General features: G+C 68.9%; 19 protein-coding genes and 1 riboswitch. Of the genes, 10 read left to right on the forward strand and 9 right to left on the reverse strand.

Going from position 1 to position 21,483, the window contains the following annotated elements; genetic code table 11:
* The first annotated feature begins 37 nt into the window (after window positions 1-37).
* Window positions 38-823, forward strand: coding sequence for a glucosamine-6-phosphate deaminase (gene nagB, locus I2W78_RS12250; RefSeq protein WP_196459458.1), 786 nt, complete (start codon window positions 38-40; stop codon window positions 821-823).
* A gap of 506 nt (window positions 824-1,329) precedes the next feature.
* On the opposite strand, the gene I2W78_RS12255 is transcribed toward nagB, so the two are convergent.
* The 5 genes from I2W78_RS12255 to I2W78_RS12275 all read right to left on the reverse strand — a co-directional run bounded on the left by I2W78_RS12255 (window position 1,330) and on the right by I2W78_RS12275 (window position 6,672).
* Window positions 1,330-1,887, reverse strand: coding sequence for a DoxX family protein (locus I2W78_RS12255; RefSeq protein ID WP_196459460.1), 558 nt, complete (start codon window positions 1,885-1,887; stop codon window positions 1,330-1,332).
* A 120-nt stretch (window positions 1,888-2,007) separates the two neighbouring features.
* A complete protein-coding gene (locus I2W78_RS12260; protein ID WP_196459462.1) occupies window positions 2,008-3,492 on the reverse strand; it encodes a glycoside hydrolase family 3 protein in 1,485 nt (494 codons plus the stop codon).
* Between the two features lie 8 nt (window positions 3,493-3,500).
* The gene (locus I2W78_RS12265) at window positions 3,501-4,331 is read right to left on the reverse strand and encodes a carbohydrate ABC transporter permease (RefSeq protein ID WP_196459464.1); all 831 of its coding nucleotides are present in this window, start codon (window positions 4,329-4,331) and stop codon (window positions 3,501-3,503) included.
* Window positions 4,328-5,314 carry a carbohydrate ABC transporter permease gene (locus I2W78_RS12270; RefSeq protein WP_196459466.1) on the reverse strand — a complete coding sequence of 329 codons (987 nt, stop codon included), beginning with the start codon at window positions 5,312-5,314 and terminating at the stop codon, window positions 4,328-4,330. Before I2W78_RS12270 ends, I2W78_RS12265 begins: the two co-directional genes overlap by 4 nt.
* 74 nt (window positions 5,315-5,388) lie before the next feature.
* The gene (locus I2W78_RS12275) at window positions 5,389-6,672 is read right to left on the reverse strand and encodes an extracellular solute-binding protein (RefSeq protein ID WP_196459468.1); all 1,284 of its coding nucleotides are present in this window, start codon (window positions 6,670-6,672) and stop codon (window positions 5,389-5,391) included.
* 392 nt (window positions 6,673-7,064) lie between these two features.
* Here I2W78_RS12275 and I2W78_RS12280 point away from each other — a divergent pair, with 392 nt between their 5' ends.
* From I2W78_RS12280 to I2W78_RS12315, 8 genes are all read left to right on the forward strand, one after another.
* Window positions 7,065-7,829, forward strand: coding sequence for a GntR family transcriptional regulator (locus tag I2W78_RS12280; RefSeq protein WP_196459470.1), 765 nt, complete (start codon window positions 7,065-7,067; stop codon window positions 7,827-7,829).
* A gap of 379 nt (window positions 7,830-8,208) precedes the next feature.
* On the forward strand, window positions 8,209-10,350 hold the full coding sequence (locus tag I2W78_RS12285) for a carbon starvation CstA family protein (protein WP_196459472.1): 2,142 nt from the start codon (window positions 8,209-8,211) through the stop codon (window positions 10,348-10,350).
* Window positions 10,316-10,522, forward strand: coding sequence for a YbdD/YjiX family protein (locus I2W78_RS12290; RefSeq protein WP_307783675.1), 207 nt, complete (start codon window positions 10,316-10,318; stop codon window positions 10,520-10,522). The genes I2W78_RS12285 and I2W78_RS12290 overlap by 35 nt, the downstream gene beginning before the upstream one ends.
* Before the next feature lie 99 nt (window positions 10,523-10,621).
* On the forward strand, window positions 10,622-10,885 hold the full coding sequence (locus tag I2W78_RS12295; protein ID WP_196459474.1) for a DUF3311 domain-containing protein: 264 nt from the start codon (window positions 10,622-10,624) through the stop codon (window positions 10,883-10,885).
* Entirely contained in the window at window positions 10,882-12,492 is a 1,611-nt protein-coding gene (gene mctP / locus I2W78_RS12300) for a monocarboxylate uptake permease MctP (RefSeq protein ID WP_196459476.1), read from the forward strand. Before I2W78_RS12295 ends, mctP begins: the two co-directional genes overlap by 4 nt.
* A gap of 142 nt (window positions 12,493-12,634) precedes the next feature.
* Window positions 12,635-13,141 (forward strand): GNAT family N-acetyltransferase, encoded by a 507-nt coding sequence (locus tag I2W78_RS12305; protein WP_196459478.1) that lies wholly within the window; start codon window positions 12,635-12,637, stop codon window positions 13,139-13,141.
* A gap of 53 nt (window positions 13,142-13,194) precedes the next feature.
* Window positions 13,195-13,334: riboswitch (cobalamin riboswitch) on the forward strand.
* A gap of 124 nt (window positions 13,335-13,458) precedes the next feature.
* Window positions 13,459-15,822 carry a ribonucleoside-diphosphate reductase subunit alpha gene (locus I2W78_RS12310; protein ID WP_196459480.1) on the forward strand — a complete coding sequence of 788 codons (2,364 nt, stop codon included), beginning with the start codon at window positions 13,459-13,461 and terminating at the stop codon, window positions 15,820-15,822.
* Window positions 15,822-16,832, forward strand: a complete 1,011-nt coding sequence (locus tag I2W78_RS12315) for a ribonucleotide-diphosphate reductase subunit beta (RefSeq protein ID WP_196459481.1) — start codon at window positions 15,822-15,824, stop codon at window positions 16,830-16,832. Before I2W78_RS12310 ends, I2W78_RS12315 begins: the two co-directional genes overlap by 1 nt.
* On the opposite strand, the gene I2W78_RS12320 is transcribed toward I2W78_RS12315, so the two are convergent.
* On the reverse strand, window positions 16,745-16,987 hold the full coding sequence (locus I2W78_RS12320; protein WP_196459483.1) for a hypothetical protein: 243 nt from the start codon (window positions 16,985-16,987) through the stop codon (window positions 16,745-16,747). The genes I2W78_RS12315 and I2W78_RS12320 overlap by 88 nt on opposite strands.
* 93 nt (window positions 16,988-17,080) lie before the next feature.
* Here I2W78_RS12320 and I2W78_RS12325 point away from each other — a divergent pair, with 93 nt between their 5' ends.
* Window positions 17,081-18,043 carry a GlxA family transcriptional regulator gene (locus tag I2W78_RS12325; protein WP_196459485.1) on the forward strand — a complete coding sequence of 321 codons (963 nt, stop codon included), beginning with the start codon at window positions 17,081-17,083 and terminating at the stop codon, window positions 18,041-18,043.
* Between the two features lie 4 nt (window positions 18,044-18,047).
* Here I2W78_RS12325 and I2W78_RS12330 read toward each other — a convergent pair whose 3' ends face one another.
* From I2W78_RS12330 to def, 3 genes are all read right to left on the reverse strand, one after another.
* Entirely contained in the window at window positions 18,048-19,427 is a 1,380-nt protein-coding gene (locus tag I2W78_RS12330; RefSeq protein ID WP_196459488.1) for a bifunctional albaflavenone monooxygenase/terpene synthase, read from the reverse strand.
* Window positions 19,424-20,509 (reverse strand): epi-isozizaene synthase, encoded by a 1,086-nt coding sequence (cyc1, locus tag I2W78_RS12335; RefSeq protein WP_196459489.1) that lies wholly within the window; start codon window positions 20,507-20,509, stop codon window positions 19,424-19,426. Before cyc1 ends, I2W78_RS12330 begins: the two co-directional genes overlap by 4 nt.
* 279 nt (window positions 20,510-20,788) lie before the next feature.
* On the reverse strand, window positions 20,789-21,439 hold the full coding sequence (gene def / locus I2W78_RS12340; RefSeq protein WP_196459491.1) for a peptide deformylase: 651 nt from the start codon (window positions 21,437-21,439) through the stop codon (window positions 20,789-20,791).
* Between the last annotated feature and the right edge of the window lie 44 nt (window positions 21,440-21,483).

Genomic DNA, 21,483 nt, shown 5'->3' on the forward strand with positions numbered 1-21,483 from the left:
GCCCTTCGAGTCCCCTCTTCTGATCGGCAGGCCCAGCGTGGAAGTTGTCATCGTTCCCGACGCCAAGGCCGGCGGCGAGCTGATCGCCGAGGCCATGGCGCAGTTGCTCCGGGCCAAGCCCGACGCCCTGCTCGGCGTGGCCACCGGATCGACGCCGCTGCCCATCTACCAGGCGCTGGCGGCCAAGGTGCGGGCCGGCGCCGTGGACGCCTCGCGGGCGCGGATAGCGCAGCTCGACGAGTACGTGGGGCTGCCGGCCGAGCATCCGGAGTCGTACCGGTCGGTGCTGCGGCGGGAGGTTCTGGAGCCGCTGGGGATAGGGATGGACGCGTTCATGGGGCCGGACGGTACGGCCCGGGACATCCCCGGTGCGTGCGAGTCGTACGACAGGGCGTTGGCCGCGGCCGGTGGCGTGGATCTGCAGTTGCTCGGGATCGGGACGGACGGGCACATCGGGTTCAACGAGCCGTGCTCGTCGCTGGCCTCGCGCACGCGGATCAAGACGCTGACCGAGCAGACCCGCATCGACAACGCGCGGTTCTTCGACGGCGACATCGACCAGGTCCCGCACCACGTCATCACGCAGGGCATCGGGACGATCCTGGAGGCGCGGCACCTGGTGCTGCTGGCGACGGGCGAGGGGAAGGCGGACGCGGTCGCGGCGACGGTGGAGGGGCCGGTCGCGGCGGTGTGCCCGGCGTCGGCGCTGCAGTTGCATCCGCACGCCACCGTGGTGGTCGACGAGGCCGCCGCGTCCGAGCTGAAGCTGGCGGACTACTTCCGGCACACGTACGCCAACAAGCCGGAGTGGCAGGGGATTTAGCCGACGTGGAATGGTGATCGTCGGGCTGGTGGGGCCCGGCCGTGATCAGACCCGGTCTGTCACGTCCGGGACGTGTCCGTCGCGCCGGGCCGGGTCTTCACCGGGACCGGTTCGTCGTCGCCGGGATCGGTCCGTCGTTGCCGGGCCAGGTCCTCACCAGCACCGATTCGTCATCACCGGGACCGGTCCGTCGTTGCCGGGATCGGTCCGTCGTTGCCGGGCCGGTCTTCACCGGGACCGGTTCGTCGTCGCGGGAACGGTCTGTCGTCGCCGGCACCCGTCTGTCGTCGCCGGGACCGGTCCGTCGTCGCCGGGCCAGGTCCTCACCAGCACCGATTCGTCATCACCGGGACCGGTCCGTCGTGCCAGGCCGGTCCTCACCGGCACCGATTCCTCGTCGCCGGGACCGGTCTGCCGTAACCGTAACCGGAACCGGCATCGGTGCGTAACCGGAACCGGCGTCGGTCCGTAATCGGAACCGGCGTCGGTCGGGCGCCGGTTGTGCCTCACAGGGCGAAGAGGACGACGAGTACACCTCCGAGTACGCCCAGGCCCAGTGCGACGAGGAACGGGATCCACCCGCCGTCCCGCCACGGGAAGAAGGCGTCGAGCGAGAGGCGGCCGGGGCCCACGGCGGCGATGGCGAGCGCGCCGACGGCGAACAGCAAGGGATGCGCGAACGACGGGGGCCCGGCAGGCCACAGGCTGTACTCGGGCGCCACCGCCATGGCGTTGATCATCACCCCGACCGTGGCGGCCGCGGCGAGCGGGGTGAGCAGCCCGACGGCCAGGCCCAGGCCACCGAGGACCTCGGAGGCTCCCGCCAGGCCGGCGAAGAAGACGCCCGGCTCGTACCCCTGCTGGGCGAATGCCTTCCCCGTGGCGTCCAGGCCCGGTCCGCCGAACATGCCGAACAGCTTCTGCGCGCCGTGACCCGCCAGGATCAGGCCCACCGCCAGCCGCAGAAGGAGTACTCCCACGTCTGCGGCGCCCACCGGCCGCGGTGCCGGTCTTGTGCCGAGTGCCCCGGTGGAGAGGGGTGAGTGTTGAGTGGGGGGTGTCATCGCGGCATCACCTCCGGGCACAGCCCTCGGTGCGGTCTCCCTTCCGATCCTCCTCTCCCTGGGAGGGAGCGTCCAATCCCTGGGAGGGGACGTCCAAAGGAGGGCCCGCGCCGCACCAGCTCACACCCCGGCGACGACCTCCGCCGCCGCCCGCCCGCACACCCGGGCCGCCCCGAATGTCGCGATGTGCAGCGCGCCCCGGGGGGCCGCCTGCGGAACGCCCATCTCGACCACGATCGTGTCCGGGCGTGCCCGGAGCAGCGTGTCGAGGGCCGCCGCCATCCACGGGTGCCGGTGTTCGTCGCGGACGACCGCCACGATGCGGCGCTTCCCCGCCGCCGCCACGGCGGCGCTGCCCGCGTCCCCGGCCGTGAAGGTGCCGGAGTCCGTGCCGGGGAGGAGGACCGCCAGTTCCGCCGCGACGCCCCACGGGGTCTCGTCGCCGACGGCGATGTTGGCGACCGGCGTGAGGGCGGCGACGTAGGGCGCCTCGGTGAGCGGGGTGAAGGTGTCCCCCCGCGTCACCCGCAAGGCCCGCCGGGCCGCACGCAGGCCCACCTCGCTGTCGGCACCGCCCTGGCCGGCGGCCTTCGCCGAGGCCGTCCACGCCGCCAGCCGGCGGACCCGTTCCGCCGCGTCCGCCAGCCGCTCCTCGGCGAGTTCTCCGGCGCGCACCGCCGCCATGAGGGCGTCGCGCAGCCGCCGAACGGTCTCGTCGTCGGCCAGGCCGCCGCCCACGCAGATCGCGTCGGCGCCGGCCGCGACGGCGAGGACGCTGCCGCGTTCGATGCCGTACGTTCCCGCGATGGCCCGCATCTCCATGCCGTCGGTGACGATCAGGCCGTCGTAGCCGAGTTCGCCGCGCAGCAGTTCCGTGAGCACCCTGCCCGACAGCGTCGCCGGGCGGTCCGGGTCGAGGGCGGGGACGAGGATGTGGGCGCTCATCACCGCCCGTGTGCCCGCCGCTATCGCCGCGCGGAACGGGGCCAGTTCCCGGTCCGCGAGCACGGTCGGGTCGGCGTCGATGCGGGGCAGGGCGTGGTGGGAGTCGACGTTCGTGTCGCCGTGGCCGGGGAAGTGCTTGGCGCAGGCCGCCACCCCGGCCGACTGAAGGCCGGTGACGTAGGCGGCGGTGTGCCGGGCGACCAGCGCCGGGTCGGCGCCGAACGACCGCACGCCGATGACCGGGTTCCCCGGGTTGGAGTTCACGTCCGCCGACGGGGCCCAGTTGAAGTTCACCCCGCACGCGGCGAGGCGGCGGCCCAGTTCGGCGGCCACCTCCCTCGTGAGCTCGACGTCGTCCACCGCGCCGAGGGCGTGGTTGCCGGGGAAGGAAGAGCCCGTGCGCACCTCCAGGCGTGTGACGTCACCGCCCTCCTCATCGATGGCGACCAGCACGTCGTCCCGTTCCGCGCGCAACTGGGCGGTCAGGGCGGTGAGTTGCTCGGGCGAGGAGATGTTGCGGCCGAACAGTCCGACCGAGGCGAGGCCCTCGCCGAGGCGGCGCAGCAGCCAGTCGGGGGCCGCGGTGCCGGTGAAGCCGGGCTGGAGGACCGTCAGCGCGTCACGTGTCAGTGTGTCGGTGCCGCTGGCGAATGTGGTCATCGAGGGTGTTATCCCTTCACCGCGCCGGCGGTCAGACCACTGACGGCCCTGCGCTGCAGGAAGACGAAGAGGATGAGGATCGGGATCGCGAACAGCGAGGACGCCGCCATGGTCGCGCCCCAGTCGTTGCCGAAGACGCTCTGGAAGCTGGTCAGCCACAGTGGCAGCGTCTGGGACTCGATGTCCTTGTTCAGTACCAGGACGAGGGGCAACTCGTTCCAGGCGGTGATGAAGCCGAACATCGAGGTCGCCATCAGGCCGGGCGCGAGCAGCGGCAGGATGACCCGGCGGAAGGCCTGGGCGCGGGTGCAGCCGTCGACCATCGCGGCCTCCTCCAGCTCCCTCGGCACGGCGGCGACGAAGCCGCGCAGCGTCAGGATGGTGAAGGGCAGGATCATCATCATGTAGAAGGCCGTCAGCGGCACGAGGCTGTTCAGCATCGAGGCGTCGCGCACGATCATGTACATCGCGATGATCATGACTTCCCAGGGCGCCATCTGGGCGACCATGAAGCCGACGACGAAGCCGCGCCGCCCCTTGAACCGCATCCGCGCCAGGGCGAAGGCGCCGGCCAGCGCGATGATCAGCGAGAAGACGACGGCGAGGACGGTGACGGTCAGCGAGTTGGTGACGAACGTCCAGAAGTGGTCGGCGTCGGTCGCTGTCCGGAAGTGCTTGAGGGTGACGTCGGTCGGGAACCAGACCGGGTTCTCCGAGATGATGTCGCCGGTCGGTTTGAAGGCCGTGGCGAACATCCAGTACACGGGGAAGACGAAGCCGACGAACAGGACGACGGCCGTGATGTTCGGCCACAGGCGGCCGAAGAGCGAGCGCTTCACAGCTCGTCCTCCTCTTGCTTGAGCACGATCCTGAGGTAGTAGGCCGTCAGCCCGAGCAGGATCAGGATGGTCAGGACGGCGATCGCGGCGCCCATGCCGTAGTGCTGGTTGCCGACGCCCTCGACGTAGGCGTAGACGGGCAGGATCTCGGTGAGCCGGTCCGGGCCGCCGCCGTTGATGGTGAAGACCTGCACGAACGCCTTGAAGACCCAGATGATCTCCAGGAACGTCGTCGCGTAGAGGAACGGCCGCAGGAACGGCAGGGTGACCGTCGTGAAGCTGCGCCAGGCGCCGGCTCCGTCGAGGGCCGCGGCCTCGTACAGCTCGTTCGGGATGGTGGTGGTCGCCGCGTAGAGGTTGAGCGCGACGAACGGGATCGACATCCACACGATGAGCAGGATGACGACGAAGAACGTCGACATCTGGCTGCTGGTCCAGCTGTAGTCGGCCATGGAGTGCCAGCCGAGCTTGTCCAGCACCCAGTTGACGACGCCGAAGCGCTGGGCGAAGAGCCACTGGTAGACGGTGCTCGCCGCGACCACGGGCATGGCCCAGGCCAGCACCAGGCCGATCATCAGCGTCACCCGCATCCGCCGGCCGAGGCGGGCGAGGAGCAGGCCGACCAGCGTGCCCAGGACCATGATCAGGGCGACGTTGACCGCCGTGAACAGGATCGAGCGCAGGGTGACCCGCCAGAAGTCCTCGCCGGTGAGGACCTTCTTGTAGTTGTCGACGCCGTTCCACTCGGTGACGTGCTGGATCAGCTGCGCCATGTTGAGGTTCTGGAAGGACAGCAGTACGTCCTTCAGCAGCGGCCAGCCGAGCAGCAGCACGGTGGCCGCGCAGGCCGGCAGCAGCAACAGGTACGGGACGGCCGCCCCGAGGCGTCCCGCGGCGCGTGGCCCGGACCCGCCGGACCCCGAGGCGCCGGTTTTGAGCACCTCCACCGAACCGGAGGGCGGCCGTTCGGTCTGCACGGTCATGCTCGCGATCTCTCTCTCGACCTACGTGAAGCACGGGGGTGGGAACCGGGCGACGGCTCCCACCCCCGATGCGCTCAGCTCTCCTGCGACAGCCGCTTGTTGAACTCGTCCTCGACCTGCTGGGCGGCCTCGGCCGGGGACTTGCCGTTCAGCACGGCGGTCATGTAGGTCTTGATCGGGTTGGGCGCGTTCTCGACCGCGGCCCACTCCGGGATCAGCGGCGTGGTGCCACCGCCCGCGGCGGCCGGCGCCATGGCCTCGGCGGCCAGGTTGCCCTTGACGTTGCTCTGCAGCGACTCCTTGTTCGGGATGACGCCGTTGAGCTTGGCCAGCTGCCCCTCGTACTCGTCGCTGAGGGCGATCTTCAGGAACTCCTTGGCCAGCTCCTGCTTCTGGCTGCCCGCGGCGACCGCGAGGTTGGAGCCGCCGAGGAAGACACCCTCGGGCTTGTCGGCCGCGGCGCCCGGGATGGTGAAGTAGCCGATCTCCTTCTCGATCTTCGGGTTGGCCTCGATCGCGATCCCGGCCTCCCAGCCCATGCCGATGAACGCGCCGACGTTGCCCTTGCCGAAGACCTCACCCTGCTGCGGGGTGGCCTCGTCCTTGTCCTTGGGCGCCTTGGACAGGGCCTGGAACTTCTTGTACGTCTCCATGGCGGCGGCGACCTTCGGGTCGGCGAGGTTGGAGACGTACTTGTCGCCGTCCTTCTTGACCAGTTCGCCGCCCTCGCCGACCACCAGGCCGACGAAGTGGTACCAGTTCTGGCCGGGCAGGTAGATCGGCTCGGCGTCGGTCTTCTCGCCGATCGTCTTCAGGGCGTCGTAGAACTCGTCGCGGGTCTTGGGCGTCTCGTTGATGCCGGCGTCGGCCCAGACCTTCTTGTTGTAGATGACGACACGGTTGGCGAAGTACCAGGGCGCCGCGTACTGCTTGCCCTCGAACACCGAGGAGTTGTTCAGCGACTCGGTCCAGTCGGCGCCGATCTCGGACTTGAGGTCGGCCAGGTCGGCGAGGCCGCCGGTCTTGGCGTAGGCCGGGGTCTGGGTGTTGCCGATCTCGAAGACGTCCGGCGGGTTCTCCTCGGACAGGGCGGTGGTCAGCTTCTGCTGGATGCCGTTCCACTGCTGGATCTCGAACTTGACCTTCGCCTTGGTCTTCTTCTCGAAGGCGGCGGTGACGTCCTTCTGCCACTGGTCCGGCGAGGAGCCGTCCATCACCCACACGGTGAGCGTCTGGCCCGCGTAGCCGTCCGCCCCGGCCTTGCCCTCGTCGCCACCGTCGCCGTTGTCGCCCCCGCACGCCGCAATGGAGACCATCATCGCCGCGACACCGATCGCGGATATCAGCTTGCGCTTCACGCCACCCTCCTCAGGGATGCCACAAACCCCCCTCGTCCCCGCGGTGACTGCGTACCGCCCTGGGGCCGGGACCTGGACCAATGGTGTAGACCAGTACGGGGAGCTTGGCCCAGACCATAGGGCGTGTCAAGGGTCTCGAGTACGCCCCGACCAGCCGTTATGGGACCTACATATGCAGGAACCTTTAAGTAAGAACCCCTCGAAAACAGCGGCTCCACCGACCCACTCCGGGTAGACCACATGGTCGTCGTGGACTAGACCATCCGCGGCGCCGACGGTATACAGGGGGGATCACGGAGCGTGCGGGGACCCTCTCGCACGCGGCCGTGCCACGATGTGAGCCGGGATCGACGGACGTCGGTCTGTCGGTACGTGAGCCGGGAAGGCGGAGCATGAGCACTGAGGTCAGCAGTGCGGAGAACGACAACGGGACGGCCGTTCGTACCGCGCGCGTGCCCAAGTACTACCGCCTGAAGAAGCATCTGCTCGACATGACGGAGACCCTGCCGCCCGGCACCCCGGTCCCGCCCGAGCGCACGCTGGCCGCGGAGTTCGACACCTCACGCACGACCGTTCGCCAGGCCCTTCAGGAGCTGGTGGTCGAGGGGCGGCTGGAGCGGATCCAGGGCAAGGGCACGTTCGTCGCCAAGCCGAAGGTCTCGCAGGCGCTGCAACTCACCTCGTACACCGAGGACATGCGCGCCCAGGGCCTCGAACCCACCTCGCAGCTGCTGGACATCGGCTACATCACCGCCGACGACCGGCTCGCCGAGCTGCTCGACATCACCCCCGGCGGCCGCGTCCTGCGCATCGAGCGGCTGCGCATGGCCAACGGCGAGCCGATGGCCATCGAGACCACCCACCTGAGCGCCAAGCGTTTCCCGGCCCTGCGCCGCAGCCTCGTCAAGTACACGTCCCTCTACACCGCCCTCGCCGAGGTGTACGACGTCCACCTCGCGGAGGCCGAGGAGACGATCGAGACCTCGCTGGCCACCCCCAGGGAGGCCGGCCTCCTCGGCACCGACGTCGGCCTGCCCATGCTGATGCTGTCCCGCCACTCCCTGGACCGGGACGGCAAGCCGGTGGAGTGGGTGCGCTCGGTCTATCGAGGCGATCGCTACAAGTTCGTGGCACGGCTGAAGCGGCCGGAGGCATAAGGCGCGGGACAGAGCAGGCCCGGCCGGGGGTCCGGGGGTTGCCCCCCGGGACAATGCAGCGTGGCACGGCTGAAGCGGCCGGAGGCGTAAGGCGCGGGACAGAGCAGGCCCGGCCGGGGGTCCGGGGGTTGCCCCCCGGGACAATGCAGCGTGGCACGGCTGAAGCGGCCGGAGGCATAAGGCGCGGGACAGAGCAGGCCCGGCCGGGGGTCCGGGGGTTGCCCCCCCCGGGACAATGCCGCGTGGCACGGCCGAAGCGGCCGGAGGCCTGATCCGTCGCGCTGTAGCGCCCGAGACGTAACCGCACCCGTGGTGTAGCGCGGGTCACATCACCCGTCTTACCGTCGTCCCCTCATCGCATACGACGGGAGGACGACCCGTGCGCACAGCGAACGCCCGAACCATCGTCATCTGGACCCTCGTCGCCCTCGTCGGCGCCGCCGGCTGGGTCGTGCTCGCGCTGTCGCGCGGGGAGGAGGTCTCGGCCGCCTGGATGGTCGCGGCCGCCCTCGGCTCGTACGCGATCGCCTATCGCTTCTACGCCAAGTTCATCGCGTACAAGGTCCTCAAGGCCGACAAGACCCGCGCCACCCCGGCCGAGCGCCTGAACAACGGCATCGACTTCCACCCCACCGACCGCCGTGTCCTGCTCGGCCACCACTTCGCGGCGATCGCCGGCGCAGGACCGCTGGTCGGCCCCGTGCTCGCCGCCCAGATGGGCTATCTGCCCGGCACTATCTGGATCATCGCCGGCGTGATCTTCGCGGGCGCCGTGCAGGACATGGTGGTGCTGTTCTTCTCGACCCGCCGGGACGGCCGCTCGCTCGGCCAGATGGCCCGGGAGGAGATCGGCCCGTTCGGCGGCGCCGCCGCGCTGCTCGCCGCGTTCGCCATCATGATCATCCTGCTCGGCGTGCTGGCCCTGGTCATCGTCAACGCCCTCGCGGAGTCCCCCTGGGGCACCTTCTCCATCGCGATGACCGTCCCGATCGCCCTGCTGATGGGCTTCTACCTGCGCGTTCTGAGGCCGGGCCGGGTCGCCGAGGTGTCGTTCATCGGCGTCGGCCTGCTGCTGCTCGCGCTGATCGCGGGCCGCTGGGTCGCCGAGTCGTCCTGGGCCGAGGCCTTCACCCTCGCCCCGTCGACGCTGGTCATCTGGCTGGTGGCGTACGGCTTCATCGCGTCGATCCTGCCGGTGTGGATGCTGCTCGCGCCCCGCGACTACCTCTCCACCTTCATGAAGATCGGCACCATCCTGCTGCTCGCCCTCGGTGTCGTCATCACGCTGCCGACGCTGAGGATGGACGCGGTCACCGACTTCGCCTCGCGCGGCGACGGCCCGGTCTTCGCGGGCTCGCTCTTCCCCTTCGTCTTCATCACCATCGCCTGCGGTGCCCTGTCCGGCTTCCACTCGCTCATCTCGTCCGGCACGACACCGAAGATGATCCAGAAGGAGACGCAGGTCCGGATGATCGGCTACGGCTCCATGCTGATGGAGTCGTCCGTCGCGGTGATGGCGCTGATCGCGGCCAGCATCATCGACCCCGGCCTGTACTTCGCGATGAACGCGCCCGCCGGTGTCATCGGCACGACCGTGGAGAACGCCTCGCAGGTGGTGAGCGGCTGGGGCTACCAGATCTCCCCGGCGGACCTCGCCGCCGCGGCCGCGAGCGTCGAGGAGTCGACGTTGCTGTCCCGCACCGGCGGCGCGCCCACGCTCGCGGTAGGCGTCTCGGAGATCTTCTCCACTGTCACGGGCGACGGCCTCAAGGCGTTCTGGTACCACTTCGCGATCATGTTCGAGGCGCTGTTCATCCTGACCGCGCTGGACGCCGGCACGCGCGTGGGCCGGTTCATGCTCCAGGACACCCTCGGCAACGTCTACAAGCCCTTCAAGAACGTCAGCTGGAAGCCCGGCCTGATCATCACCAGCGCGATCGTCTGCGGTATGTGGGGCTACTTCCTCTGGGTCGGCGTCCACGAGCCCCTCGGCGGCATCAACCAGCTGTTCCCGGTCTTCGGCATCTCCAACCAGCTGCTGGCCGCCGTGGCACTGGCGGTGTGCACCACGCTCCTGATCAAGTCCGGCCGTCTCAAGTGGGCCTGGATCACCGGAGTCCCGCTCGTCTGGGACGCGGTCGTGACCCTGACCGCGAGCTGGCAGAAGGTCTTCTCCAGCGACCCCAAGGTCGGCTTCTTCAAGCAGCGCCAGGTGTTCCAGGACGCCATCGACCGGGGCGAGGTCCTGGCGCCGGCCAAGTCCATGGAGGACATGCACACCGTCGTCACCAACTCCACGGTGGACGGCGTCCTGACCGCCGTCCTCGCCCTGCTGATCGTCGTCGTGATCGTGGACGCGGCCCGGATCTGCGTCCGGCACCTGCGCCGGCCCGCGCTCACCACGAGCAGCGAGGCGCCGTACGTCGAGTCGAAGCTGGTGGCACCGGCCGGCCTGTTCGCCACGCGGGAGGAGAAGGAGGAGCGCCGTGCGACCGTCAGCACTGCTGCGCCGGGTGACTAGCGGGGTGCGCTGGTACGTCCGTGAGCTGACCGACGAGTCGGCTTACGGCCGCTATGTCGCGCATCTCCGCAAGGACCACCCGGAGGCGGAGGTACCGTCCCGGCGGGAGTTCGAGCGGATGCGGACAGACCGGCAGGAAAGGGACCCCCGGCAGGGCTTCCGCTGCTGCTGAGGTACCGGTATGTGAACAAGGGCTTCCGGTGGCGGTACACCGTGACCTAGATTGCCTGCGCGTTACACCAGGTGATCAGCGAGGGGACGGAGCCGTCCGATGTCAGATGCCCCAGATGTGAACAGAGGGCCGGTGGTGACGCCTGTGCGCGTCATCATCGCCCTCTGCCTGATAGCACCGTTCGTGTCCATGCTCTGGGTGAGCTCGTACGCGAAGACGGAGCCCACTTTCATCGGCATTCCGTTCTTCTACTGGTACCAGATGGCCTGGGTCGTGATCTCCACGGCGCTCACCATGATCGCGTACCAGCTGTGGCAGCGTGACCAGCGCGCCCGCAAGGCTCAGGGGGGTGCCGGAGCATGAAGGACGGCGTGAACGGCGTCGCACTCGCCGTATTCATCCTCTTCTTCGTCGCCGTCACGGTGATGGGCTTCCTGGCCGCGCGCTGGCGCAAGGCCGAGAACGAGCACAGCCTCGACGAATGGGGCCTGGGCGGCCGGTCGTTCGGCACCTGGATCACCTGGTTCCTGCTCGGCGGCGACCTCTACACGGCGTACACCTTCGTCGCCGTACCGGCGGCGATCTACGCCGCGGGCGCGGCCGGCTTCTTCGCGGTGCCGTACACGATCCTCATCTACCCGATGATGTTCGTCTTCCTGCCCCGCCTGTGGTCCGTCTCGCACAAGCACGGATACGTCACCACCTCGGACTTCGTCCGGGGCCGCTTCGGCTCGAAGGGCCTCTCCCTCGCGGTGGCCGTCACCGGCATCCTCGCGACGATGCCGTACATCGCGCTCCAGCTGGTCGGCATCCAGGCCGTGCTGGACGTGATGGGCATCGGCGGTGGCGAGGACACCAACTGGTTCATCAAGGACCTGCCGCTGCTGATCGCCTTCGGCGTGCTGGCCGCGTACACCTACTCGTCGGGTCTGCGGGCACCGGCCCTGATCGCGTTCGTGAAGGACGCGCTGATCTACATCGTCATCGCCGTCGCGATCATCTACATCCCGATCAAGCTGGGCGGCTTCGACGACATCTTCAGCGCGGCGAGCGACAAGTACGAGGCAGCCGGTGCGGGCGGACTCATACCGAACGCGGCCTCGCAGTGGACCTACGCCACGCTGGCGCTGGGCTCGGCGCTCGCGCTGTTCATGTACCCGCACAGCGTGACGGCGGTCCTCTCCAGCCGCAGCCGGGACGTGATCCGCCGCAACTCCACGATCCTGCCGCTGTACTCGCTGATGCTGGGCATGCTGGGCCTGCTCGGCTTCATGGCGATCGCGGCCGGTATCAAGGTGGAGAACGGCCAGCTGGCGATCCCGCAGCTGTTCGAGAACATGTTCCCGGACTGGTTCACGGGCGTCGCGTTCGCGGCGATCGGCATCGGCGCGCTGGTCCCGGCGGCCATCATGTCGATCGCGGCCGCGAACCTCTTCACCCGCAACATCTACAAGGACTTCCTGAAGCCGGACGCCACGCCCGCACAGGAGACCAAGGTCTCCAAGATGGTGTCCCTGCTGGTGAAGGTCGGCGCCCTCGTCTTCGTCCTCGGCATGGACAAGACGGTCGCGATCAACTTCCAGCTGCTGGGCGGCATCTGGATCCTGCAGACCATGCCCGCCCTGGTCGGCGGCCTGTTCACCCGCTGGTTCCACCGCTGGGCCCTGCTGGCCGGCTGGGCGGTCGGCATGATCTACGGCACGGTCGCGGCGTACGGCGTCGCCTCCCCGACCCAGAAGCACTTCGGCGGCTCGTCGGCGGAGATCCCCGGCATCGGCGAGATCGGCTACATCGGCCTCACCGCGTTCGTCCTCAACCTGGTGGTGACGGTGGTCCTCACCTTCGTCCTGAGGGCGGCGAAGGCCCCCGAGGGCATCGATGAGACGAAGCCCGAGGACTACACCGCGGACGCCGGAGACCCGGGAGTCCAGGTGGAGCTTCCCCCGGCAACGGCTGGGGCAAGCCACTAAGAAGCGCGAGAACAACGCCCTCAGGGGCGCGGGGCTGTATCGATATGCGGCTCCGCCGCGTGGGCGCGAGAACCCACCACAACCCGCAGCGGGCCGCCGGCATCGAGCCATACGGCGGCCCGCTGTCGTACACACTCCCCCCATGGACATCGTCATCCGCCCCGCCATCCCCACCGAATACGACGCCCTCGGCGACATCACGGCCCAGGCCTATCTCCAGGACGGCCTACTGGACTTCGGGGAGAGCGACGAATACCTCGGGGAACTCAACAACGTAGCGAAGCGGGCGGCCGCCGCAGAGGTACTGGTAGCCGTCGAGCACGAACGCGTCCTGGGCGGCGTGACCTTCGTCCCCTCCGGCGGCCCCATGGCCGACATAGCGGGCCTCGGAGAGGCCGAGATCCGCATGTTGGCCGTAGCGCCGGAGGCCCGCGGCCGAGGCGTCGGCGAGGCCCTCGTACGCGCCTGCATCGACCGCGCACGCACCGCCGACGGCTGCACCGGCATCGTCCTCTCCACCCAGCGCACCATGCACACAGCCCACCGCATCTACGAACGCCTCGGCTTCACCCGCACACCCGACCGCGACTGGAACCCCATCCCCCACCTCGACGACATCACGCTTCTCACCTACCAGTTGACGCTCTGAAGTCATCGGCGACACAACATATGGGGGTGCCTTCCGCACCCGGCACTAGATGTATGCTCATGCTCGCTGTCGCCGCAGGGGAATCCGGTGCGAATCCGGAACTGTCCCGCAACGGTGTACTTGTGCATGTCTGTTCCCACAGACGCCGTGCACAGGAGTCAGTCCGAGGACCTGCCGACAGCGCACCCGGCCCGTCCGGTCCGGGTGCCCGACGTCCGGGCCTCGTGGAATGGGCCGGTGGACGCGACGCCGCGTGCGCTCGTGTGCTGCCCCCTGCCCTCCGCAAGGCCCCTGTGCCGAGCGAGGGAGAGCCCCACATGACCATCGCGCCAGCCGAACCGGCCAAAGCGACTCCGGTGGAAGTGGAAACCGACGGTCCCGGAACCGCGTTGCTGCGGACCCTGACCGAGCTGACCGCCGACCTCCCCGACGCCGACCCCGGCCGGGTCGCCGCCGCCGCGCTGCGCGGCCGCTCCGCCCGGGCGGACGAGGCGGAGCTGCGCGAGCTGGCCACGGAGGCCGCCGCCGGCCTCATCTCCGAGGACCCCGCCTACTCCCGGCTGGCCGCCCGGCTGCTGACCATCTCCATCGCCGCCGAGGCCGCCTCCCAGGGCGTCACGTCCTTCACCGAGTCCGTCGCCGTGGGGCACCGGGAGGGTCTCATCGCCGACCGCACGGCCGACTTCGTACACCGGCACGCCGACCGCCTGAACGCCCTGATCGACCCGAACGCCGACGACCGCTTCGGCTACTTCGGCCTGCGCACCCTGCACAGCCGCTACCTGCTCCGGCACCCGATCACCCGCAGGGTCATCGAGACGCCCCAGCACTTCATGCTGCGCGTCGCCGCCGGCCTCGCCGAGGACGACACCCCCCGGTCGGTGGACGAAGTCGCCGCGCTCTACGGGCTCATGAGCCGCCTCGACTACCTCCCCTCCTCCCCCACCCTGTTCAACTCCGGCACCCGGCACCCCCAGATGTCGTCCTGCTACCTCCTGGACTCCCCCAAGGACGAGCTGGACTCCCTCTACGAGCGCTACCACCAGGTGGCCCGGCTCTCCAAGCACGCCGGCGGCATCGGGCTTTCGTACTCCCGGATCCGTTCCCGCGGCTCCCTGATCCGCGGCACCAACGGCCACTCCAACGGCATCGTCCCGTTCCTGAAGACCCTCGACGCCTCCGTCGCCGCCGTGAACCAGGGCGGCCGGCGCAAGGGCGCGGCCGCGGTCTACCTGGAGACCTGGCACTCCGACATCGAGGAGTTCCTGGAGCTGCGCGACAACACCGGCGAGGACGCCCGCCGTACGCACAACCTCAACCTCGCGCACTGGATCCCGGACGAGTTCATGCGCCGGGTGAACGCGGACGCGCAGTGGTCGCTGTTCTCGCCGTCGGACGTGCCCGAGCTGGTCGACCTGTGGGGCGAGGAGTTCGACGCCGCCTACCGCGAGGCCGAGGCGCGGGGCCTGGCGAAGAAGACGCTGCCCGCCCGCGAGCTGTACGGCCGGATGATGCGCACCCTCGCGCAGACCGGCAACGGCTGGATGACCTTCAAGGACGCCGCCAACCGGACCGCCAACCAGACCGCCGAGCCGGGCCACGTCGTGCACTCCTCGAACCTCTGCACGGAGATCCTGGAGGTCACCAGCGACGGGGAGACGGCCGTCTGCAACCTGGGGTCGGTGAACCTGGGCGCCTTTGTCGACACGGCGACTCAAGACATCGACTGGGAGCGGCTGGACGCCACCGTCCGCACCGCCGTCACCTTCCTCGACCGCGTGGTCGACATCAACTTCTACCCGACCGAGCAGGCGGGCCGCTCCAACGCCCGGTGGCGTCCCGTCGGCCTCGGCGCGATGGGCCTGCAGGACGTCTTCTTCAAGCTGCGGCTGCCCTTCGACTCGCCCCAGGCGAAGGCCCTGTCCACCCGGATCGCCGAGCGCATCATGCTCGCCGCGTACGAGGCGTCCGCCGACCTCGCCGAGCGCAACGGGCCGCTGCCCGCGTGGGACAAGACCCGTACCGCCCGGGGCGTGCTGCACCCCGACCACTTCGACGTCGAGCCGGCGTGGCCGGAGCGCTGGGCCGCCCTGCGCGAGCGGATCGCCTCCGTCGGCATGCGCAACTCCCTGCTGCTGGCCATCGCGCCCACCGCGACCATCGCCTCGATCGCCGGTGTCTACGAGTGCATCGAGCCGCAGGTGTCGAACCTGTTCAAGCGCGAGACCCTGTCCGGCGAGTTCCTCCAGGTCAACTCCTACCTGGTGCAGGAGCTGAAGGCCCTCGGCGTCTGGGACGCCCGCACCCGTGAGGCGCTGCGCGAGGCGAACGGCTCGGTGCAGGACTTCGCCTGGATCCCCGAGGACGTACGTGCGCTCTACCGCACGGCGTGGGAGATCCCGCAGCGCGGGCTGATCGACATGGCGGCCGCACGCACCCCGTTCCTCGACCAGGCCCAGTCGCTGAACCTCTTCCTGGAGACGCCGACCATCGGCAAGCTCTCCTCGATGTACGCGTACGCCTGGAAGTCCGGCCTGAAGACGACGTACTACCTGCGCTCGCGCCCGGCGACCCGGATCGCCCGCGCGGCCCGAGCCACCATCCCCGTACAGCAGTCGGCACCCGAAGACGCGGTCGCCTGCTCCCTGGAAAACCCCGAGTCCTGCGAGGCCTGCCAGTAATGCCCAGCAACCAGAACCTGCTCGACCCCGGCTTCGAGCTGACTCTCCGCCCCATGCGCTACCCGGACTTCTACGAGCGCTACCGGGACGCCATCAAGAACACCTGGACCGTCGAGGAGGTCGACCTCCACTCGGACGTCGCCGACCTCGCCAAGCTCAGCCCCGCCGAGCAGCACCTCATCGGCCGCCTGGTGGCCTTCTTCGCGACCGGCGACTCGATCGTCGCGAACAACCTGGTGCTGACGCTGTACAAGCACATCAACTCCCCCGAGGCGCGGCTCTACTTGAGCCGTCAGCTCTTCGAGGAGGCCGTCCACGTCCAGTTCTACCTGACCCTGCTGGACACGTATCTCCCCGACCCGGACGACCGGGCGGCGGCCTTCGCGGCGGTCGAGAACATCCCGTCCATCCGCGAGAAGGCCGAGTTCTGCTTCAAGTGGATCAACGAGGTCGAGAAGCTGGAGCGCCTGGAGACCAAGGCCGACCGCCGTCGCTTCCTGCTCAACCTCATCTGCTTCGCCGCGTGCATCGAGGGCCTGTTCTTCTACGGCGCCTTCGCGTACGTCTACTGGTTCCGCAGCCGGGGCCTGCTGCACGGCCTCGCGACCGGCACCAACTGGGTGTTCCGCGACGAGACCATGCACATGAGCTTCGCGTTCGACGTGGTCGACACCGTCCGCAAGGAGGAGCCGGACCTCTTCGACGACCAGCTCCAGCAGCAGGTCACCGACATGCTCAAGGAGGCCGTCGAGGCCGAGCTGCAGTTCGCGCGCGACCTGTGCGGTGACGGCCTCCCGGGCATGAACACCGAGTCGATGCGGCAGTACCTGGAGTGCGTCGCCGACCAGCGCCTGACGCGGCTCGGCTTCGCCCCGGTGTACGGCTCCGAGAACCCCTTCTCCTTCATGGAGCTCCAGGGGGTTCAGGAGCTGACCAACTTCTTCGAGCGGCGTCCCTCGGCGTACCAGGTGGCCGTGGAGGGCACGGTCGACCTGGACGAGGACTTCTGATCCTCCTTCTCCCTGAGGTGGTCCTGGGCCTCCCTGATCTCCCGGTCGACGCGCCGGTCGTGCGCCATGCCGAAGAGAGCGGGGAGGACCATGATCGCGAAGAGGGCGACGACGGCCAGCATTCCGATGAGTGCTTCGATCTGGTTTCCGTTCATGGACACCACTGTCGCGCCGGATACTCCTTACCGACAGTGGCAGGACTGTCGTAGACCCTCGATTTACTGCCACCGCTGAGGCACACTGGTCGCATGCTTCAGAACGTGGCCGCCGTCCTCGTCGACGGGGTGAACCCCTTTGAGCTGGGCGTGATCTGCGAGGTCTTCGGCATCGACCGCAGCGACGAGGGTCTGCCGGTGTACGACTTCGCGGTCGCCTCCGCCGAGGGTCCGGTGCTGCGATCCAACGCAGGCTTCTCCATGCAGGTCGAGCACGGGCTGGAGCGCCTGGAGAGCGCCGACCTGATCGCCGTACCGGCGGGCTCGCGCTACGACTCGCGGACCTTCCCGCCCGAGATGCTCGACGCCCTGCGCCGAGGCGTCGAGCGTGGTGCGCGAGTACTCAGCGTGTGCTCCGGGGTCTTCGTGCTGGGCGCCGCGTGGCTGCTGGACGGGCGGCGGTGTGCCGTGCACTGGCGGCACGCCGGCGAGCTGGGGCGGCAGTACCCGCGGGCGATCGTCGAACAGGACGTGCTGTACGTCGACGAGGACCCGGTGATCACCTCGGCCGGTACGGCCGCCGGCATCGACGCCTGCCTGCACATCGTGCGCAAGGAGCAGGGGCCGGAGGTCGCCAACAAGATCGCCCGGCGGATGGTGGTGCCGCCGCACCGGGACGGCGGTCAGGCCCAGTACATCGAGCGCCCGCTGCCCCGCTCCGAGGGTGACACGGTCGCCGAGGTGCTGGTGTGGATGGAGCGCAACCTCGACCAGGACGTCACCGTCGAGCAGCTCGCCGCCCGCGCCCTGATGTCCCCGCGCACCTTCGCCCGCCGCTTCCAGCAGGAGACGGGGACCACTCCGTACCGCTGGATCCTGCGCCAACGAGTGCTGCTGGCCCAGCGGTTGCTGGAAGCGACGGACGAGACGGTGGACGCGATCGCCGGTCGAACGGGGTTCGGCAACGCGGCCGCACTGCGCCATCAGTTCGTCCGGGCGCTGGGGACCACCCCCAACGCCTACCGGCGCACGTTCAGGGGCCCGGAAGCCGCCTGACCGCTCACCTCGGGACGGGCGTGAGCAGCAACTTGTGCGGGCGGAGCGTGATGCCGACCCGGGTGGTGTCGTTGGACCCGGGCACCTGCTCGAAGCGGTACTTCGTCGCGACCGCCGCCGTGATCAGCGTCAGCTGGGCCATCGAGAAGTGGTCGCTCGGGCACTTGCGATTACCCACGCTGAACGGACTCATGGCATATTTCGGCACGTCTTTGGCGCGCTCCGGAAGCCATCGGTCCGGGTCGAACTCCAGGTTGTCCGCGTACGATCGCGCATCGCGCTGTATCGCGTACGGACTGTAGATGATGTCCGCCCCGGCCGGAATGCGATAGCCGCCGAGTTCCGTCTCGGTGACCGCCCGCCGCGTCAGTATCCATACGGCGGGACGCAAACGCATCGCCTCCACGACGACATTGTTCGTGTGGGTGAGCCCCCGGACATCCGCGAATGCGACGGGCCGGCCGCCGGTCACGGATTCGACTTCGTCCCGGACCCGGTCCGCGTGTTCCGGATGCTCGGCGAGCACCTGGAGCAGCCACATGATCGTGGAGGCCACGGTTTCGCTCCCCGGGGTGAGTATCGCGACCACCTGGTCGTGGATCTCCTGTTCCCCGATGGGCTCGCCATTCTCGTCCTTCGCTGCCAGCAATGCCGTCAGCAAATCGTCCGGCTTTTGACCGGATGCCCGGCGTTCGGCCACGATCTCGTCGACCAGGAGATGCAAATCGGCCAGCGCCCGGTTGAATTCACGGTTGGCGGGCAGCGGCAGCCGGTACAGCGGCCCGAGCGGGATCACCATCCGCTGGTACATACCGCGGAACACGGTGGCGAGGGCGAGGCACAGCCGCTCGGCGCGCTCGTCCATGTACTGGCCGCGCAGCAGACAGCGGGCCGCGATGCGCACGGCGACCCGGAAGGACTCGGAGGTGCAGTCGATGGTCTCGCCGGGCTGCCAGCGGGTGGTGAGTCCGTGCGCCTCCTCCTCCATGATCGGCCCGTAGGCGGGGATCGCGTCGAGCCGGAACGCGGGCTGGATGGTGCGGCGTTGACGCCGGTGGCGGGGCCCGTTGGCGGTGGCCACGCCCTCCTTGCCGAGCAGGCCCTCCAGGGACTCCCACAGCGGGCCGTCGATCTTGTAGTCGGGGCTCAGCGCCAGCGCGCCGGTGAGCGCCGGGGTGGTGACGGCGTACACCGTCTTCGGGCCGAGCCGCAGCCGGACCACGTCACCGTGGTCGCGCAGCTGGGACATGAAGGCCAGGGGATCTCGCACCAGCTTCAGGCCGTGACCGAGAAGCGGGAACCCACCGCCCGCGAGGGGCGGTTCACGCAGCTCCGACGCCTGCCCGTGTTCCTGGGCCTCGGGCTTCACAGACTCGACGGTCATTTCTCACCTGCCGTTTCGTTGTTGACGTACGGGGGCGTGGACCGGTCGTCCCAGCTGTCGACCATGTAGCGGCCGGACTCGTGGTGGAACCAGTAGACGGAACTGAACCAGTTCCGCATATTCCCGAGGCAGGCGCGCACGGCAGCGCTCAGTTCCTTTCCGCGTACCGTGCCGTCGGCGAGAGCATCCGCAAAGCGTAAGCCCTCCCGTTCGGCGACGAGGAAGTCGGCTATGCATTCCTCGACGCGCCGCCGGACTTCGACGACTGCCTCTTCGAGAGTCAGCCCCTCATGGGTGATGAGACTGATTCCGAGATTGTGCACCTCATCGCCCGCGATTTCCTTGGGCAAGGAACAGAGGTCGTTGTACCAGGCGGCGAATTCCTGGCTCAGCAGCGCCGCCTTCCGATAGGCCGGGTGCTTGCGCACGGCGTCCGGGAGTTCCTGTCCGGCGCTCGGCTCCAGCAGGTCGGTCCATATCCAGTGCGCGAACGTGAGCCGGCGCAGCGCCAGGTATTCCTCGACCGTCGGGACAATACCTTCGGTACGGTTGCGGAATTCCTTGTCGTACGCCTCGATCACCGCGTGGAAATGCCGGGTGAACCGCTCGTTCCAGGTGCGGGGCAGGAACGAGTACAGCCGCAGCACACTGTCCGCGAACCCCGCGACCAGCGGGTCCCCGTGGTGCAGATGTTTCTGGGGGGAGTCGAGCGCCTCGTGCAGTCGGGCCCGTAGCCGGCGCCAGGCGACGGGGCGGTGGTGGACGATGTCACGGTCGTGCCGGTCGTCCCAGACGAAGAACCACGCGCTGTAGTCCGCTATCGCCTGCAGGACATCGTCGGGGGCGCCAATGTAGTACCCCGCCATGAGATCGGTGTAGCACAGGCCGTCGGCATATTCCTCAATCTTGTCCGTCGGCATGAGCCGCTTTTCCAGGAGCCACGTGCGGGTCTTCTCCTGGAGCCTGGGCCAATACGGGTGCAATTGCCTGGGAAACGCCGCCTCGATCACCGGAAGAGACAGCGAGGGTGGGATCGCGATCGCGGTTGCGGTCGCTGTGGTGCTGTGTGGGAAAGCAGGCACGAACAAACCCCTCTCAGCCGCCGGTCGGGCACGCCCCGTCCGCTGTGCCGGGCGTGCGCCGTTGCGTATCCCGCACTTCCCATTCAGCACCACAACTGACCGCTATGGGAACGGATTTGCTTCATTCACTACCCCACAGTGCCGAGATTCTCCCGCCACTTGACTGGTTTTGGATCACTCGCGGCACACAACCGATCGAACATGCGTCGGACAGACGAACGGCGCCCGATCGGGCCGGGCAACCCGATCAGACGCCGTACGTGGGAGAACGGTGAGGTGTCAGTCGTTCGCGACCACGGGGTAGCGGGGCTCGTTCTCGGCCATCTGCCGCAGCGCGTCCTTGCGTTCGCGCTTGGAGAGCCGGTCGATGTAGAGGTAGCCGTAGAGGTGGTCGGTCTCGTGCTGCAAACACCGAGCGAAGTAACCGGTGCCGCGGACCTTGATCGGGTTGCCCCGCTCGTCCTGCCCGGTCACCTCGGCGTAGTCGGGGCGGGCCAGCGGCATGTACGCCGTCGGCACCGACAGGCAGCCCTCGTTGCTGTCGTCCAACCGGCGCTTGTCGGCGGGCAGTTCGACGAGCTTGGGGTTGCAGACCACGCCGACGTGCCGCACGCCCTCGTCGTCCGGGCAGTCGTAGACGAACACCTTCCGGTCGACGCCGATCTGGTTGGCGGCCAGGCCCACGCCCTCGGCGGTGCGCTGGCTGGCGAACATGTCCGCGACCAGCTGCTGGAACTCCTCACCGAAGTCGGTGACGTCCTCGCACTCCTTGTGCAGCACCGGGTTCCCGACCACGGTGATCGGCCGCGAGGTGCCCCGCTCACGCCAGGCCGCCTCGCGCTCCTCGCACTCCTCGGTGTCGACGACGAAGCCCTCGTCGTCCACGGGGAGCACGCCCGCGTGCTGCTGATCGGTGTCCTGCTGCGCCATGACCGACGTACGCCTTCCTAGAAAAATGGGGGTGTGATGCTGAT

This window comes from Streptomyces spinoverrucosus (assembly GCF_015712165.1).
GTDB lineage: Bacteria > Actinomycetota > Actinomycetes > Streptomycetales > Streptomycetaceae > Streptomyces > Streptomyces spinoverrucosus_A.